15 protein-coding genes are annotated in these 16,282 nt (G+C 63.9%); 9 read left to right on the forward strand and 6 right to left on the reverse strand.

Going from position 1 to position 16,282, the window contains the following annotated elements; all coding sequences use genetic code 11:
- Position 1: 1 nt before the first annotated feature.
- Complete coding sequence (locus tag AC0L3B_RS16855) at positions 2–208, reverse strand: YdcH family protein (RefSeq protein ID WP_007596255.1); 207 nt, start codon at positions 206–208, stop codon at positions 2–4.
- A 69-nt stretch (positions 209–277) separates the two neighbouring features.
- On the opposite strand from AC0L3B_RS16855, the gene AC0L3B_RS16860 reads away from it, so the two are divergent.
- Together AC0L3B_RS16860 and AC0L3B_RS16865 are read left to right on the forward strand one after the other, a co-directional pair.
- Positions 278–424: a hypothetical protein gene (locus tag AC0L3B_RS16860; protein WP_240543946.1), complete on the forward strand. Its 147-nt coding sequence runs from the start codon at positions 278–280 to the stop codon at positions 422–424.
- A gap of 111 nt (positions 425–535) precedes the next feature.
- Complete coding sequence (locus AC0L3B_RS16865) at positions 536–715, forward strand: YdcH family protein (RefSeq protein ID WP_007596254.1); 180 nt, start codon at positions 536–538, stop codon at positions 713–715.
- A gap of 167 nt (positions 716–882) precedes the next feature.
- Here AC0L3B_RS16865 and AC0L3B_RS16870 read toward each other — a convergent pair whose 3' ends face one another.
- Entirely contained in the window at positions 883–1,986 is a 1,104-nt protein-coding gene (locus tag AC0L3B_RS16870; protein WP_018453826.1) for an NAD(P)/FAD-dependent oxidoreductase, read from the reverse strand.
- Positions 1,987–2,188: 202 nt separating this feature from the next.
- On the opposite strand from AC0L3B_RS16870, the gene AC0L3B_RS16875 reads away from it, so the two are divergent.
- The 6 genes from AC0L3B_RS16875 (at position 2,189) to AC0L3B_RS16900 (ending at position 9,978) form a co-directional block, all read left to right on the forward strand.
- A complete protein-coding gene (locus AC0L3B_RS16875) occupies positions 2,189–4,876 on the forward strand; it encodes a sensor domain-containing protein (protein WP_231190372.1) in 2,688 nt (895 codons plus the stop codon).
- A gap of 137 nt (positions 4,877–5,013) precedes the next feature.
- Entirely contained in the window at positions 5,014–6,471 is a 1,458-nt protein-coding gene (locus AC0L3B_RS16880; protein WP_473380813.1) for a glycerol-3-phosphate dehydrogenase, read from the forward strand.
- A gap of 75 nt (positions 6,472–6,546) precedes the next feature.
- Positions 6,547–7,716: an ABC transporter ATP-binding protein gene (locus AC0L3B_RS16885; protein ID WP_473380752.1), complete on the forward strand. Its 1,170-nt coding sequence runs from the start codon at positions 6,547–6,549 to the stop codon at positions 7,714–7,716.
- Positions 7,713–8,627, forward strand: a complete 915-nt coding sequence (locus tag AC0L3B_RS16890) for an ABC transporter permease (RefSeq protein WP_018453830.1) — start codon at positions 7,713–7,715, stop codon at positions 8,625–8,627. The genes AC0L3B_RS16885 and AC0L3B_RS16890 overlap by 4 nt, the downstream gene beginning before the upstream one ends.
- A 4-nt stretch (positions 8,628–8,631) precedes the next feature.
- Positions 8,632–9,444: an ABC transporter permease gene (locus tag AC0L3B_RS16895; RefSeq protein WP_018453831.1), complete on the forward strand. Its 813-nt coding sequence runs from the start codon at positions 8,632–8,634 to the stop codon at positions 9,442–9,444.
- Positions 9,445–9,456: 12 nt separating this feature from the next.
- Entirely contained in the window at positions 9,457–9,978 is a 522-nt protein-coding gene (locus AC0L3B_RS16900; RefSeq protein ID WP_018453832.1) for a DUF6622 family protein, read from the forward strand.
- On the opposite strand, the gene AC0L3B_RS16905 is transcribed toward AC0L3B_RS16900, so the two are convergent.
- From AC0L3B_RS16905 to AC0L3B_RS16920, 4 genes are all read right to left on the reverse strand, one after another.
- On the reverse strand, positions 9,953–10,804 hold the full coding sequence (locus AC0L3B_RS16905; protein ID WP_018453833.1) for a carbohydrate ABC transporter permease: 852 nt from the start codon (positions 10,802–10,804) through the stop codon (positions 9,953–9,955). The genes AC0L3B_RS16900 and AC0L3B_RS16905 overlap by 26 nt on opposite strands.
- Positions 10,801–11,673, reverse strand: coding sequence for a carbohydrate ABC transporter permease (locus AC0L3B_RS16910; RefSeq protein ID WP_018453834.1), 873 nt, complete (start codon positions 11,671–11,673; stop codon positions 10,801–10,803). The genes AC0L3B_RS16905 and AC0L3B_RS16910 overlap by 4 nt, the downstream gene beginning before the upstream one ends.
- Positions 11,674–11,749: 76 nt before the next feature.
- Positions 11,750–13,135: an ABC transporter substrate-binding protein gene (locus AC0L3B_RS16915; protein ID WP_018453835.1), complete on the reverse strand. Its 1,386-nt coding sequence runs from the start codon at positions 13,133–13,135 to the stop codon at positions 11,750–11,752.
- 208 nt (positions 13,136–13,343) lie between these two features.
- Entirely contained in the window at positions 13,344–15,272 is a 1,929-nt protein-coding gene (locus AC0L3B_RS16920) for an AsmA family protein (protein WP_162496341.1), read from the reverse strand.
- Positions 15,273–15,561: 289 nt separating this feature from the next.
- Here AC0L3B_RS16920 and AC0L3B_RS16925 point away from each other — a divergent pair, with 289 nt between their 5' ends.
- Entirely contained in the window at positions 15,562–16,269 is a 708-nt protein-coding gene (locus AC0L3B_RS16925; protein WP_085349162.1) for a CoA transferase subunit A, read from the forward strand.
- The last annotated feature ends 13 nt before the right edge of the window (positions 16,270–16,282 follow it).

Here is a 16,282-nt window from a genome sequence, read left to right on the forward strand (position 1 = left end):
ATCAGGCGATGATGTCGGGCGTGATCTGGTCTTCGATGAACGCGATACGGTCACGCAACAACAGCTTGCGTTTCTTCAACCGCTGTAACCGCAACAGGTCGGGGGCGGGCGATTGATGCAGTGCATCGATCGCCACATCGAGATCTCGGTGTTCCTGGTGCAACCGGGCGAGCTCGGATTCGAGTTCGCGCGCATCTTCATTGGTCATGTCTGCGGTGGCCGAAAAACCGATAGGCGTGAGATTAAGGCTGTGGATGCCCTGTGGAAACTATCGTCCTTGCGCGCCGTGATCGCAAGCGATCTCGGGCTGTCGCGCGCCGATCTCCCGCGAGATATTTCTGCGGTCGCTCCGGCGTTGCGCAAGCGCATTGATATCACGGATTTTTCCCGCGTGGTTCCCTTACTCACGCTTCGTTACATATGAATTTCTAAAAATGACAGCGCGACGACTGATATCCATCGACAGAACAAATCGGTGATGTACACTTCCTCGTCCGGTCGAATCCAAGGTTCACCCCTACCGAGGAGGTTTCGAATGACAATTCAGGCACATCTGGTTGAATTGGAACGGAAGCACAAAACTCTCGAAAACGAATTGCACGAAGCTCTCGTGCACCTTTCAACAGACGACCTGCAAATTGTTGAGTTGAAGCGCCGGAAGTTGATGGTCAAGGACCAGATCGAGCGTCTCAGGCACGGCGACACGCTCCACTAGTAACCCCGTAACAGCGTAGAGTTGATCGCACCCTTTCAGGCAGGGATGGGAGCCTTTGCGCTCATCCCTGCTGCAAGGCGCGCAGCGTGCAAGGATTTGCGCGGCTCCAGCGTCTTGTCTGGACGCAGTTCTTTACGCGCAACCGGAATCCAATTCGCCTTAAACCACTAGATGTTTGCGAGCTCGGCGACGTGATCCGCGATCGCGAGCGATGACGTCAATCCGGGCGACTCGATGCCGAACAGATTGATCAGGCCTTCGACGCCGTGATCGCGCGGGCCCTGCATCAAGAAATCCTGCGTGGCCACCGCCGGCGGCACGATCTTCGGGCGGATGCCCGAATAGCTCGGCATGAGAGCACCGTCAGGCAACGTCGGCCAGTATTTGCGGATCGCCGGGTAGAAGCGCTCGGCGCGTGACGGGTCGACCTCATAGTCGATCGTCTCGATCCACTCGACGTCAGGGCCGAAACGGGCCTGCCCGGCCATGTCCAGCGTCAGATGCACCCCTAGGCCACCGGGCTCGGGCACCGGATAGATCAGGCGCGAGAACGGCGCCCTAGCATTGCAGCTGAAGTAGTTTCCCTTGGCGAGGTAGGCCGTCGGGATCCGTTCCAGCGGCATGCCCTCGATGTTGCGCGCCACGGTGGTCGCCGAGAGCCCGGCGGCGTTGACGAGGAGGCTGCATTGCAGCGTCATCGGCGCTTCGCCGCCCGCCTCGATCTCGATGACGCCGGCGGTCGCCTTGGCACGGATCAGCGGGGTGTGAAACGCGAAGGCCGCGCCCGCGTCCTCGGCTTCGCCGCGCAGCGAGAGCATGTAGGCGTGGCTGTCGATGATGCCGGTCGACGGCGACAGCAGCGCGGCGTCACAGGCGAGCGCCGGCTCCAGCGCACGTGCCGCATCACCCGTGAGCAACTGCATGTCGAGCACGCCGTTGGCCTCGGCATGCGCCTTGATCGATTGCAGCTTCTCGGTCTCTTTCGGATTGGTCGCGACGATCAGCTTGCCGCAATTCCTGTGCGGGATGCCGCGCTCGGAACAGTAACGATAGAGCGCGTGCTTGCCGTCGACGCACATGCGCGCCATCCAGCTTCCGGCGCGGTAGTAGATGCCGGCATGGATCACCTCGCTGTTGCGCGAGGAGGTGATGGTGCCGATGGCCTCGGCTTGCTCGAGCACGATCACCTCGCGCCCGGCTTGCGCCAGCTTTCGAGCCACCGCGAGCCCGATCACGCCGGCTCCGATGACGACGCAGTCCACCCTATCCATGGTCGTGCAGGACGTCCGCTCGAAGCGACGATGGCCCCACGCCTGGGGAGGGCGGCGCGGGGGCTTTTTCCGTTAAGGAAGCATTTATCATGTCAGGGCAATTGCCGTATTTGATGCCACATTGTTCCGTTGCGCGTACAGGCGTTTACCCGATCCAAACTCGCGAGGCCAGACAATCCGACGTTGAAATCGCGGGTGGCTGATGGCTGAGAAGAACTGGCACGCGGGCAGCGCGCTTCCGATTGCGGTGCAGGCCGTCGTGTGCCTGGCCGCAGCGGTCGCGCCTGCACGCGCCTTTGCCCTTTCCGACAGCTTCGCCCCGCCGAGCTATCTCGGCGAGCTCAATCCCAACGTGATCTGGGAAGCCCTGATCGCGGGCGTCGTGATCTGCTCGTTCCTCATCGCGATCGCGCTGTGGATCCATTCCTCGCTGCGCCGGACCAGACGTCTGCAGCTGCGGCGCAATGCCTTCGTCTCCTCCGCCATGAACAATCTCAACCAGGGCGTGGTGATGACGGATGCGCAGCGGCGCGTCATCTTCTGCAACGACCGCTATATCGAGATTTACGGCCTGGCGCGGTCGGATCTCTGGGCCAACATGAACGGCTACGAACTCCTTGAGCTGCGACGCAAGCGCGGGGTGCTCGGCGCCGCCTCCAACGAGGAGTTCTACGAGAAGGCGGCAAGCACCAACGGCTTGATCACCGAACTGCCGGACGGGCGGGCCATCCTCGTGAAATATTTCGTGCTGCCCAACGGCGGCTCGGTGACGACGCATCTGGACGTCAGCGAGCAGCGCAGGCTGTCGCGGCAGCTCGCCTCCACCAAGCAGTTCCTGGAAACGGTGCTGGACAACGTGCCGGCCTGCGTGGCCGCAAAGAACATCGAGGATGGTCGCTACATCTTCGCCAACAGCGCCTATGAGCGCTTCTGGGGCTTCTCGCGCGACCATGTCGTCGGCAAGAACGCGCGCGAGCTGTTTGCGCCGATCTCGGCGGACAGCATCGAGGCGACCGACCGCACGGCACTCGATTCGCCGGACGGCCAGTTTCGCAACGAATTCGAGGTCGACCGCGCCGGTGAGCGACGCATGGTTGCCTCGATCCGGATCGTTGTCCGCAACGAGAGCAACAAGCCCGAATTCCTGATGCTCGTATTCGAGGACATCACCGATCGCCGCTCGCTGTCGAAGGAGCTGGAGAGCACGAAGAAGTTCCTCGAGCTCGTGGTCGACAACATCCCGGTGGCCCTGATCGTCGAGCAGGTCAAGGACGGCCGCTACCTGCTCGCCAACCGCAGCGCCGAGACGATCCTCAACCGCAGGCGCGAGGAAGCCACAGGCCTGACCGCGTCCGACATCTTCAATCCCAAGGAAGCCAAGCTGATCATCGCGCGCGACGAAGCCGCGATCAAGAAGCGTGGGATGATCACCGAAGAGCACCCGATCTCCACCAAGGACGGGCTGCGGCTGTTCCTCACCCGCCGCGCCACCGTGCTGGGCGACACCGGGGAGCCGCAATATCTGATCAAGACCCACGAGGACGTCACCGATCGCCGGCAGACCGAGTCGCGCATGGCGCACATGGCCTATCACGACGGCCTCACCGATTTGCCGAACCGTGCCGCTTTCCTGCAGGCGTTGACCCAGATGATCGAGGCCTGCGAGGGCACCGGCGAGGAGTTCGCGGTTCTGTGCGTCGATCTCGACGGTCTCAAGGAGGTCAACGACGTCTTCGGTCATGCGCACGGCGACAAGCTCCTGGTCGAGGTGGCCCAGCGGCTCCAGGACTCCGCGCGCGGCGGCGTGGTGGCGCGCCTGTCCGGCGACGAGTTCGGCCTGATCATCGACGGTAAGCAGCCGGATGCAGGTCTCGCGCTGGCGCAGCAGATCGGTGATGCCGTCGCTAAGGAATTCCAGATCGACGGCCGCCCGGTCCGCGCCGGCGTCACCACCGGCATGTCGATCTTCCCGCACAACGGCGCCGACGCCGCCTCGTTGCTCGCCAATGCCGGCGCGGCGCTGTTCCGCGCCAAGCAGAAGTCGCGCGGCACGATCAGCCTGTTCCAGCCGGAGATGGACCAGCAGATCCGCGATCGCCGCGTGCTGCACCAGGATCTCTCGATGGCGATCAAGAACGGCGAGCTCTCGCTCGCCTTCCAGCCGCAGGGAGCAGCGGGCCACAGCGTCGCCGAGAGCGAGATCATCGGCTTCGAGGCGCTGGCGCGCTGGCAGCATCCGGTGCGCGGCCAAGTCTCCCCGGCCGAATTCATCCCGATCGCGGAGGAAAGCGGCCTGATCGTCGAGATGGGCGAGTGGATCCTGCGCGAAGCCTGCCGCGAGGCCGCGTCCTGGCCGAAGCCGCTTCAGATCGCGGTCAACCTGTCGCCGGCGCAGTTCATGCACGGCGACGTGGTCGGGCTCGTGCATTCCATCCTGCTCGAGACGGGTCTCGCACCCGGTCGGCTCGAGCTCGAGATCACCGAGGGCGTGCTGATCGAGGACTTCGATCGCGGTCTGGCGCTCCTGCGCCGGCTCAAGGCGCTCGGCGTGCGCATCTCCATGGACGATTTCGGCAGCGGTTATTCCTCGCTGAGCTATCTCCAGGCGTTCCCGTTCGACAAGATCAAGATCGACCGCGCCTTCATCATCAATCTCGGCCGCAACCCGCAATCGGCGGCGATCGTGCGCGCGGTGATCGATCTCGGCCATGGCCTGGAAATGTCGATCGTCGCCGAGGGCGTCGAGACGCTGGAACAACTCGCCTTCCTCGCCGCGGAAGGCTGTGACGGCGTGCAGGGCTATCTGCTCGGCAAGCCACTGCCGATCGGGAAATATGCCGGCCTCGTCGGTCGTGCCGAAGTCATGGAGCTTGCGCTCAAGACCGGCTAGAGCGTTTTTCGAGCGCAGCGGATGCGGGTTCGCGTCAAGAAAACGCGCCAAACCAGAATCTAGAGCCCCGTTCCGATTTCATCGGAAGGGAAATGGCTCTAGAGATGGCGAGCGTTTCGCTCCCATTCGACGGCTTCATGGCGGATTACGATTTTGCGATCATCGGCGGCGGCCTGAACGGCGTCAGCCTCGCCCGCGATGCCGCCGGCCGCGGCCTGCGGGTCATCCTGTTGGAGCAGGGCGATCTGGGCGGTGCGGCGTCCTCGGCAACGCCGCGGCTGATCCATGGCGATCTCTCGGTCCTGGAACGGCGCGGCTTCCGACGGGTGCGCCGGGCACTCGCCGAGCGCCGTATCTGGCTCCGGATCGCGCCGCATCTGGTTCGGCCGATGCGCTTCGTGATCCCGGCGCATTCCGACGAGCGCCCACCATGGCTGCTGCGCGTCGGCCTGCTCCTCTACGACAGCCTCACCAGCCGGAGCGGCCTGCCTGCAACGGCGACCCTCGACATCACGCATCATTCGGTCGGCAACGCGCTGAAACGACCATTCGGCACGGCCTTCGAATATTCGGATTGCGTTGTCGACGATTCCCGACTGGTGGTGCTCACGGCACTGGATGCGGCCGAGCGTGGCGCCGTGATTCGGACTGGAGCGCGCTGTGTGCGCGCCGATCGAACCGACACATGGCGGCTCGCGGTGGTCGACCGCGGCCATCGTCGCACGATCACGGCCCGGGCGCTGGCCAACGCCACCGGCGGCTGGACGTCGATAGTCGCCGAGACCGTGCTGCGGCAGCCGCAACCCGCCATGGCGGCGATGCAGATGAGCCAGATCATCGTCCCGCGGTTGTTCGATTCCGATAACGTCTACGTCTTCCAGAACAGCGATGGCCGGCTGATCTTCGCGAGTCCCCTCGCGCGCGATTTCACCCTGATCGGAACAGTCACGCACGATTTCACCGGCGATCCTGCGATCGTCGCGATGCGGGGGGCCGACGTCAGCTATCTCTGCGAAGCGGCCAGTCGCTATTTCCGCGAGCGCGTTGCCCCGACCGACGTGGTGCGCGCGGTCTCCGGCGTCAACCTGACGCTGGCGTCCGCGCGCGGGCGTGATGGCACGACGCTGTTCGACGCGCGACAGCGCAAGGCGCCGCTGATCACGATGTTTGGCGGTGACGTCACCACCTCGCGCCTGCGGGCGGAGCGCGCGGTGACGAAGTTGACGCCGTTCTATCCGATGTCGCCGCCCTGGACCGCAGGCGCGGCGCTGCCGGGCGGAGATTTTGCCTGGGATCGTTTCGACACCGAGGTCGATCTTGCGCGTGACCGCTGGCGCTTTCTCTCGGAGGCGCAGGCCCAACGCCTCGTCGCGGCCTATGGCTCGCGGCTATCGGCTGTGCTTGCCGAGGCGAAGACCCGGGACGATCTCGGCCCCGCCTTCGGTCCCGAACTGACCGGGGCCGAGGTGCGCTATCTCATGACCCACGAATGGGCGCGTTTTCCCGAGGACATCCTGTGGCGCCGCTCCAAGCTCGGCCTGACGATGTCAGCGGGGGAATGCGATGCGCTGGCTGCGTTCATGGCGAATGCGTGAACGAACGGCCTCTAACCGGTTGAGTGAGGGACGATCGGCCGCTAGCGTGCGGCTTGATTGGGGTTGGCAGGAACCATGACTGACGAGTTGCCCAGAACAGACGCGGCTGCGGCTGCGGTCGGAGAGACGCAGTTCGCTGCCGGCGAGCCGTTGCTGCGCATCGAGGGCGTTGCCAAGACGTTCGGGACGTTCCGGGCCGTCGATGGCGTCTCGCTCGACATCAAGGCCGGCGAGTTCTTTGCGCTGCTCGGGCCCAGCGGCTGCGGCAAGACCACGCTTCTGCGCATGCTCGCCGGTTTCGAAGCGCCGGATCAAGGGCGCATTCTGCTCGGCGGCAAGGACATCGCGCAGGCGCTGCCGCATGAGCGGCCGATCAACATGATGTTCCAGAACTACGCGCTGTTTCCGCACCTGTCGGTGCGCGACAACATCGCCTTCGGCCTGAAGCGCGCCGGTATGGCGCGCGCTGACATCGCCACGCGTGTGGCGGAGATGGTTGCGCTGGTGAAGCTCGACGGACTCGAGAAGCGCAAGCCCGACCAGCTCTCCGGGGGACAGCGCCAGCGCGTGGCGTTGGCGCGTGCACTGGCGCGACGCCCGCAGCTCCTTCTGCTCGATGAGCCGCTCGCAGCGCTGGACAAGAAGCTGCGCGAAAGCACCCAAGGCGAACTGATGGAGCTTCAGCGCCGGCTCGGCATGACCTTCATCATCGTCACCCACGACCAGGAAGAGGCGATGACGATGGCGAGCCGGATCGGCGTGATGAGAGACGGCAAGCTCGCGCAGGTCGCGAGTCCCCGCGAACTCTACGAGGCGCCACGCTCGCGCTGGATCGCGGAGTTTGTCGGCGACATCAACCTGTTCGACGCCGAGTCCAAATTGCGCGACGGTCATCGTCTGGTCATAGGCACGCGCGATGCGGGACCGTTGGTGGTGGCGGAGCCGCGCGAGCCGTTCGGCGAGGTCAGATTATCGGTTGCGATCCGCCCCGAAAAGGTCAGGCTGTCGCGCCGTGGTCCGGCGAGGGAGGCCGGTCATGAAACGGCGATCAACCAGCTGGACGGCGTGATCGCCGACATCTGCTATCTCGGCGGCACCACCACTTACAAGGTGAAGCTCGAGGCCGGAGGGATGGTGCAGGCGTCGGTCGCCAACAGCGCGCGCCTTGACGTCGACGCCTACAGCGTGGGCCAGCCTGTCGTCGCCTGGTTCACGCCCGACGACTGCGTGGTGCTGCCGTCATGAGCGGGCGCCGCATTTTTGCGCGACCGGCTCACTTTGCCGCGATCGCGCCCTATGTCTGGATGGTGCTGTTCTTCCTGGTGCCGTTCGGCTTCGTGCTGAAGATCAGCCTGTCGCAGACGGCGATCGCGCAGCCGCCTTACGAGCCGGTGTTCGACCTGATGGCGGGATGGGGGGCGCTGAAGGCCGCCTTTGCCGCGCTGTCGATCGACAATTTCAGGCTGCTCGTCTCCGACGATATCTACGTGTTCGCCTATGTGCGTAGCCTCACCGTCGCCGTCACCGCGACCGCGCTGTTGCTCCTGATCGGCTATCCCATCGCCTACGGCATGGCGCGGCTGCCGGCGCGCTGGCAGGCCGTGGCGATGGTGCTGGTGATCGTGCCGTTCTGGACCTCGTTCCTGATCCGGATCTATGCCTGGATCAACATCCTCCAGCACGACGGCCTGCTCAACCAGATACTGCTGGCGCTGCATCTGGTTAGTCAGCCCGTGGTGTGGCTCTCCACCGACAGCGCGATGTATATCGGCATCGTCTATTCCTACCTGCCGTTCATGATCCTGCCGCTCTACGCCACGCTGGCCAAAATGGAGCCGGTGCTGGAGGAGGCCGCCTCCGATCTCGGCGCGCCGCGCTGGCAGGTGTTCTGGCTCGTCACCTTCCCGCTGTCGCTGCCCGGCGTCGGCGCCGGCGTGCTGCTGTGCTTCATCCCCATCGTCGGCGAGTTCGTCATTCCGGATCTCCTGGCCGGCTCCAATGCGCTGATGATCGGCCAGACCTTGTGGCTCGAATTCTTCACTAACAAGGACTGGCCGGTCGCCTCCGCCGCGGCCATCGTGTTGTTGGTGGTGCTGCTGGTCCCGCTGCTGCTGTACGAACGGCTGCAGAAGCGGCAGCTGGAACAGGGGCGGTGAGGCGATGCGCAAGGTCTCCCGTCTGTCCCGCTTCAACGTCGCCTCGCTTTCGCTGGGTCTGGCCTTCCTCTATCTGCCGATCCTGATCCTCGTGATCTATTCCTTCAATGCCTCGCGGCTGGTGACGGTGTGGGGTGGCTGGTCGCTGCGCTGGTATCACGAGTTCTTCAATGACCGCGCCATGATCGAGGCGGCCTGGATGAGCCTGCGCGTCGCGGTTTCGTCGGCAACCATTGCGACCCTGATCGGCACGCTCGCCGCCGTGGCGCTGTCGCGCGGCGAGCGGTTTCGCGGCCGCACCCTGTTCTCCGGCATGCTCTATGCGCCGCTGGTGATGCCGGAGGTGATCACCGGACTGTCGCTGCTGCTGCTGTTCGTGGCGCTAAACGCGGAGCGCGGCTTCTGGACGGTGACGATCGCCCATACCACGCTGACGATGTGCTTCGTCGCCGTCGTCGTGCAGTCCCGCCTCGGCTCGCTCGACCGCTCCTTGGAAGAGGCCGCGATGGATCTCGGCTACGACCCCCTGCGCGCGTTCGTGGCCGTAACGCTGCCGCTGATCGCGCCTGCGATCGTCGCGGGCTGGATGCTCGCCTTCACGCTGTCGCTGGACGATCTCGTGATCGCGAGCTTCACCACCGGCCCCGGCTCGGCGACGCTGCCGATCCGGATCTATTCGGAAGTGCGGCTCGGAGTGAAGCCCGAGATCAACGCGATCTGCACGCTGGTGATCGCCTTGATTGCTGTTGTCATCGTCATCGCCTCGCTCGCCTCGAAACTGTCGAGCTCGCAGGGCGAGAGCGCGGCGCCGCTATAACGGGAGGCGATGATGACGTTTGCCTATCAGGTCCTGGTGCATACGCCGCTCTGGGTCTGGACCTTGCTCGCCTATCTGGTCTGGCAGGGCATCAAGGCGATGCAGCCGCGCAAGACGCCGATCTGGCGTGCGCTGATCGTTCCGATCGTATTCATCGTCTGGGGCATTTCGCGGATTGGCTTCGGACATCAGGATAGCGCGTGGCCGCTGGTTGCCTGGGGCGGGGCCGCATTGGTGTTGTTGCCGATCGGCGTATTAACGTCGCGTCCGTTCGACGTCGATCACAAGACAGGCGAGATCATCCGCGCGGGTGGCGCCTTTGCGCTGATCCGCAACCTCGTCATATTCTCTCTGCAGTATGCGGTCGGCGTGATCTCGGCGGTCGATGCGAGCGACCGTGCACTCGCACTCGTCGTCGGCCGCGCGATTTCGGGCGCGACCGCGGGCTATTTCATCGGCTCGATGATCGCGCTGCTGGTTGCCTACCAAAGAAAGCGCGCCGTGGATCTCAGGACTTCACCGCACCGGCCGTGAGCCCGCCCACCATGTAGCGCTTGAAGGCGTAATAGACCGCGGCCGGCGGCAGCGCGTAGATGAAGCCGGTGGTCATCAACAGCTCCCACGGCGAGTCGTCGGCGGCGAGGAAGTTGCCGAGCGCGACCGGCAGCGTGATATCGGTGTCCTTGGACAAGAGCAGGAACGCGTAGAGATATTCGTTCCAGGCCAGCAGCACGGCATAGGTGCCGATCGCGACCAGCGAGGGCATCATCAGCGGCACATAGACCAGGCGGAACAGCTGCAGCGTGGTCGCGCCGTCCATCACGGCGGCCTCGTCGAGCTCGACCGGCAGCTTGTCGGACGCCTGCTTCAGCACCCAGATCGCGTAAGGCGAAGCGATCGTCACCATCGCCAGGATCAGCGACCAGTGATTGTTGAGCAGGCCGTAGTTGCCCATGGTGCGGTACATCGGCACGGCGAGGAACGCCGCCGGGATGAAGTAGGTGAACAGCGCGAGATTCATCACCCAGCGGCCGCCCGGCGCCTTAAGCCGCGAGATCGAGAATGCGGCGGCGGTCGCGACGAACAAGGTCAGCGCGCCTGCGGCCAGCGCGATCACCGTCGAGTTCCAGAACTGGATCCAGAAGTCTCGCAGGAAATAGTGCTCCTGGTAGAACACGATGTGAAAGTTGTGCAGCGTCGGATGATCCGGCCACAGCTTGCCCGAGAACGCGTCCTCCTTGGGCGAGATCGCGAACAGGAACATGTGGTAGATCGGAATCATGGTCCAGATGAAGACCGGGATGCCGATCAGCAGGAGCTTGGCTTCGGTGCCAACTTCGCGGAGGGTGGGAAGCTTCATCGCGACAACCGTTTCATCATGAAGTATATCAGCGGCAGCACGAGCGGTATCGCGCAGACGATAGAGGCCATCGCAAGCGAGAGCTGGTCGAGCCGGAGATAGCGAATGCCGAGTGTCGACAGCACGTGCGTGAGGTCGGCCGGCCCGCCGCCAGTGAGCAGATAGACGCTGTTGAAGTCGCCGAGCGTCCAGATCATCGAGAGCAGCGTGCAGGTGACGTAGAGCATCTGCATCGACGGCCAGGTGATGAAGCGGAATTTCTGCCACGGACTGGCGCCGTCGACCTCGGACGCCTCGTACAGATCCTGCGGGATCGCGAGCCGCCCGGTCAGCAGGATCAGCGTCCAGAACGGCAGCGACTTCCAGATATGCACGGCGATCGCCATGGTCAGCGCGACCGTCGGATCGTTCAGCCAGTTCGGCCCGTCATCGCCGGTGAGGGAGAAGATGAAATGGTTGACCATGCCCCATTCGGGATTGAGCATGAAGCGGACCGACAGGATGGTCGGGATCGACGGCACCGCCCAAGGCAGGATGAAGATCACCGACAGCCATTTGATCCAGGGGCGCTGCTGGGCGAAGAAGCCGGACAGGAACAGCGCGATCAGCATCTTCACGTTGATGCCGATGACCAGGAAGATCAGCGTGTTGACCGCGGCGCGCGCGAAGATCGGGTCGTTGTACAGCGCGACATAGTTCGCCGGACTGCGCGCCAGCCACAGGCCGTAGCCGACGGGATAGACGACGAAGGCCAGGAAGACGAGTAGATAGGGCACAAGCAGCAAGATGCCCCAGACCTGCTGCGTGGTCAGGCGCGCCGACAGGGGAGGGGCCGGAATTGTGTCTGAGCCGGAAAGTGTGATCGCCATATCGCATACCCACCGAAAGCAACCGGTCGCGGAGAGCCGCGACCGGTATTAGCATATACCTTATTGCAGTCCGAGATCAGCCCGCGACCGCCTTGATGCGGGCGATCAGCTCGTCGACCGCCTTGTCCACCGGCACCTTCTCGCTGACCACGCGGTTCATCGCCTTGGCCCAGACGTTCTCGTTGTTCAGGATGGTGAACTTCCAGTTCTTGGTGAAGTCGAACGCGGCGGTGCCGCCCTTGAACTGCGAGTAGACCGCCTTGCGATGCCGGTCAGCCTGCCAGAACGGGCTCTCTTGGCTTTCCTTCGTCACCGGGAACCAGCGGCCGAGCGCACCCTCGATATAGGGCCGGACGTTCTCCTCCTGGAGCAGGAAGGCGATGAACTGCTTGGCCTCGGCCTTGTTCTTGGCCACGGAGAAGACCAGCCCGGTCTTGACGTCCGAGCGGTAGCGGATCGTCGAACCGTCCGGAGCCTTCGGGAAGGACGCGGTGATGATATCCTCGCCATAGGCCTTCTTGCCGGCTTCGCGCTGCTCGGGCGTGAGCGTCTGGTTCTGGGAGTCCTCGAACCATTTCGCCGCGATCGAGATCGTGAAGTTGTGGGTCATCACGATGGTCTTGTTGTGGAACGCGACGTTGTTGTCGGGATCCTTCCAGGTCGTCGAGGACGGCGGGGTGCAGCCCTTGATGTAGGTGTCGGTGTAGTCCTTCATCGCCTTGATCAGGTTCTCGCGGACCTTGGGATCGTCGACCGTGAGCTTGCCGTCGTCGTCGACCAGCTTGACGTGATAGGCATCCATGAAGGTGTAGAACGACTGGAAAGCGTCGGTGGATTCCACGCCCATCGGCTGGCCGACGCCGTAGACGCGCTGGCCGGTCGCCTTGCGGATCCCCGGTTGCACCTTGTCGCACCAGAATGTCCAGTAGCCTTCCCAGTCGGTCGGGATGTCGGCGAGCTTGAAGCCGGCCTTCTCAAGCATGTCGTTCCAGATCTCGACATGCATGCTCTGCTGCTTCAGCGGGAAGCCGTAATAGGCCTTCTTCTTGGTGACGTCGTTATAGAGGATCGACGCATCCAGCGTGTTCTGCACGAACCGATCCTTGATCGGCTCCATGATGTCTGAGAGGTCCTCGAGCCTGCCTTCGTAGGCCCACTTGCCCTGGACCTGCACGTCGTAGGTGTCGGAATAGGCAACATCGGGCACGGTGCCTGAATCGAGTGCGGCGACCGTCTTCGGAATCATGTCCTGGATCGCGTACTGCGACAATTCGACCTTGATGCCGGTCTTGGCTTCGAACTTCTTGATCGTCTCGAGCAGCGCGTCGTCTTCGGAGCGGTAGAAGCCCTTGCCCCACCAGACCGTAATCGTCTTCTGCTGCGCAAATGCGGGTGCAGCGGCTGCAAACAGCCCGGCCGCAGCGACCGCCAGTGATACTGCGCCAATAACCTTGGATTTCACGTTTTTCTCCCTCAAACGGCCGGTGTTTTTAACCGGTCGTATAAAACACTAGCGCATGGCCGCTATCCGATCTAGCGGCTTCTTGTCAGACATAGGTCGTGGGGTGTCGGGCGAGAGGAGATGCTTAATGTGCGCATCGATCCAATCGCCGCATCAATTCGCCCTGATCAATTCGCGCCGATCTGCTGGCGCCGCTTGATCGCCGTCCTTAATTGGACTTCGCGCCTTCCTTGGCGTTCTCCGCCGTCGGCGCTTCGGCCGGTGCGGGACGTTTTCCGGTGCCGGTGATGCGCTCAATCGCGGAGCGCACCGCGTCGCCCGGCTTGCGGTCTTTCAGCATGTCGAGCAGGGGCGCAGAGGCCGGCGAACGGCGGATCAGGCTTTCCGGATCGGGGAAGACGAGGGGGTCGTCCCAGGGGCCCTGCACCACGAAGGGCAATTCGAACCCCGACGCGCTGTTGAGGCTGGCCACGCCCTTCATGTCGTATTCGCGCGTCGGCACCGAGGCGGTACCGGTCATGGTGATCTTCGCCGCCGGTCCTTCGACGCGGATGTCCTCGGCGGTGGCGACGCCGTCGGAGAACTTCACCGCGATGGTGAGATTGTCGTAAGGGGTAGAGCCGTTGCGGAAATTGCCGCCGCCGGACAGCGGCCGCCGCTCGAGCCGCTTCAGGAGCTGCTCGGCATTGAAGCCCGCGATCGCGCCGTCATGCCCGGTCACTGTGGCGCTGCCGTCGAGCGACTGCACGAGGCCGAACGGGCTCGAGCCGGACGCGAGGAGCGAGACGTTGATGTTGCCGCGCCCGGACAGCTTGTTGATGCCGAACAGCTCGGAGGCGCAGGCCTGAAGGTCGACGTCGGTGAACTGGAATTGCGCCTTGATGTCGGCGACGGTGTCGGAGCGCGCGATGCCGAACGAGCCCTTGGCGATGCCGCCATAGACCTGGGCCTCGCCGACCGAGAGCGCCAGCGTGCCGTTGCGGAGATTCGCGCCGATCGCGGTGCGGCCGAGTTTCGACGTCCCGACCGTCAGCTTGGCGGCCGACAGGCGCATGTCGAGGTCGGTGGTCGACAAGGCGTTGAGATCGAACAGCTGCCTGTTCCAGTCGCGCGCGCCGCTCGCGAGCAGGCGGAAAGTCGAGATATAGGGGGTGAAGTCGAGCGCGTCGGCTGCGAGCGTCGCCTGCAGCGTCTGCCGGCCGTTATTGGCGTAGGTCATCACGCCCTCGGCGGTGTTGCCGTCGAGCTCGACATTGACGTTGGTGAGCGCGATCGACGCGCCGACGACATTGGCCCGCGCCTTCAGCGCGAAACGGCCGAAGCCGCCGCTGGCGGGCTGCGGCTGGCCGGTCCAGCGCAGCGCGTTGCGCAAGGACGGGCTGTCGATGGTGAGCGTACCCTCCATCATCGGGCTGGTGCGATTGGCGACGCTGCCGTCGAAGGCGAGCTTGAGCGGTGCGCTCGCGATCCGCGCCTTCAACCCCGAGCGCTCGCCGGAGAGGGCGGCGACGAAATCGGAAAAGCTGATCGAGCCGTCGACCCGTTCGCCCCGCCAGTCGAATTGTCCGGTCGCAGCGAAGGAGCGCGAGATCGAGGGCCAGGCCAGCGACAGGTCGATGTCCTCGAGCTTCTCGGTGCCGTGCGTGGCGGCGTCCTCGTAATTGAGCACGCCGTCCTGGATCCGGATCTCGGAGAACGACACTTGATTCTCGGCGCCAGGCTTCATGGTGCGCGCGATGGTCTGGATGAACGGTGTCCAGTTGCTTTCACCGTCCGGCTTCAGGCTGACATGGATGCGCGGCCGCAGCAGCGTCAGGTCGGCGATCTCGAACCGTTGCAGCAGCAGCGGCAGCAGCCGCAGGTTCGCGGTGAGAACGTCGACATGGAGCGCGGGATCGCTGGTGCCGCCGCCCTTCAGCCCGACGTCATGGAAGGAGATGTAGCTTGCCGGCAGCACCGAAATGTCGATCGCGCCTGCGACGTTGACCTCGAGTCCGGTGACGTCGCGGATCTGCGTTTCCACGGCCTTGCGCAGTGCGTCGCGGTTGATGAGCCATGAGGTCGCGATCAGGGCGATCAGCGCCACGCCGAGCAGCGCCGCGATCGGCGTCCCGAGGCGCTTCATTCCTTGGGCCATGGTCAATGGCATGTCCTGATCGAGTTGGTCGCTGGAGCCAGAAGGCGGGCCGGGAAACCTGCGCGCCCCACGCCCAAGGCCTATTGTGTTAAGTGCCCCAACTTGATGGGTTTTCTTGTCGCTTTCAAGGCCGCGGGAACGGTTGCGCCCACGGCTTGGGCAGCTTCTATCACCCAGGGGCGGAGCGGAGAACCCCGTATCATTGACGGCTTCGGACGATTTCGCCTAATAATCGCCGCCACTAAGGCGCGACGCCTGCAAGCCGAAGGTTCACTCGAAGGTAATTTGCATGAACAAGGTCTATCCCGACGCCAAGTCGGCTCTCGAGGGCGTTCTGAAAGACGGCATGATGATCATGTCGGGCGGCTTCGGCCTCTGCGGCATCGCCGAGACGCTGTCGGACGCGATCCGCGACTCCGGCGTCAAGGACCTGACGGTGGTCTCAAACAATGCCGGCGTCGACGGCATTGGCCTCAGCCGCCTGCTCGAAACCCGCCAGATCAAGAAGATGATCTCGTCCTATGTCGGGGAGAACAAGCTGTTCGCCCAGCAATTCCTCGCCGGCGAGCTGGAACTCGAATTCAATCCGCAGGGCACGCTGGCCGAGCGCATCCGCGCGGGCGGCGCCGGCATTCCGGCCTTCTACACCAAGACCGGCGTCGGCACGCTGATCGCCGAAGGCAAGGAAGTGAAGGAATTCGACGGACAGAAATACCTGATGGAGCGCGGCCTGTTCGCCGACCTCGCCATCGTCCATGCCTGGAAGGGCGACACCGCAGGTAATCTCATCTATCGCAAGACCGCGCGCAACTTTAACCCGATGATGGCGACCGCCGCCAAGGTCACGGTGGCCGAGGTCGAGCATCTGGTTCCGGCCGGCGAACTCAATCCCGACCACATCCACACGCCCGGTCTTTTCGTCAAGCGCATCGTCGAGGTCGGAACGGCCAAGAAGCGCATCGAATTCCGCAACACCCGCCCGCGCACGGCAGCTTGAGATCAGGAGACTA

It is taken from the genome of Bradyrhizobium sp. Kon56 (genome assembly GCF_055807635.1).

Bases quoted from the DNA above. Each gene is read 5' to 3' on its own strand.
- AC0L3B_RS16855 (WP_007596255.1), bottom strand. From the start codon at position 208: ATGACCAATGAAGATGCGCGCGAACTCGAATCCGAGCTCGCCCGGTTG.
- AC0L3B_RS16865 (WP_007596254.1), top strand. From the start codon at position 536: ATGACAATTCAGGCACATCTGGTTGAATTGGAACGGAAGCACAAAACT.
- AC0L3B_RS16870 (WP_018453826.1), bottom strand. From the start codon at position 1,986: ATGGATAGGGTGGACTGCGTCGTCATCGGAGCCGGCGTGATCGGGCTC.
- AC0L3B_RS16875 (WP_231190372.1), top strand. From the start codon at position 2,189: ATGGCTGAGAAGAACTGGCACGCGGGCAGCGCGCTTCCGATTGCGGTG.
- AC0L3B_RS16880 (WP_473380813.1), top strand. From the start codon at position 5,014: ATGGCGGATTACGATTTTGCGATCATCGGCGGCGGCCTGAACGGCGTC.
- AC0L3B_RS16885 (WP_473380752.1), top strand. From the start codon at position 6,547: ATGACTGACGAGTTGCCCAGAACAGACGCGGCTGCGGCTGCGGTCGGA.
- AC0L3B_RS16890 (WP_018453830.1), top strand. From the start codon at position 7,713: ATGAGCGGGCGCCGCATTTTTGCGCGACCGGCTCACTTTGCCGCGATC.
- AC0L3B_RS16895 (WP_018453831.1), top strand. From the start codon at position 8,632: ATGCGCAAGGTCTCCCGTCTGTCCCGCTTCAACGTCGCCTCGCTTTCG.
- AC0L3B_RS16900 (WP_018453832.1), top strand. From the start codon at position 9,457: ATGACGTTTGCCTATCAGGTCCTGGTGCATACGCCGCTCTGGGTCTGG.
- AC0L3B_RS16905 (WP_018453833.1), bottom strand. From the start codon at position 10,804: ATGAAGCTTCCCACCCTCCGCGAAGTTGGCACCGAAGCCAAGCTCCTG.
- AC0L3B_RS16910 (WP_018453834.1), bottom strand. From the start codon at position 11,673: ATGGCGATCACACTTTCCGGCTCAGACACAATTCCGGCCCCTCCCCTG.
- AC0L3B_RS16920 (WP_162496341.1), bottom strand. From the start codon at position 15,272: ATGGCCCAAGGAATGAAGCGCCTCGGGACGCCGATCGCGGCGCTGCTC.
- AC0L3B_RS16925 (WP_085349162.1), top strand. From the start codon at position 15,562: ATGAACAAGGTCTATCCCGACGCCAAGTCGGCTCTCGAGGGCGTTCTG.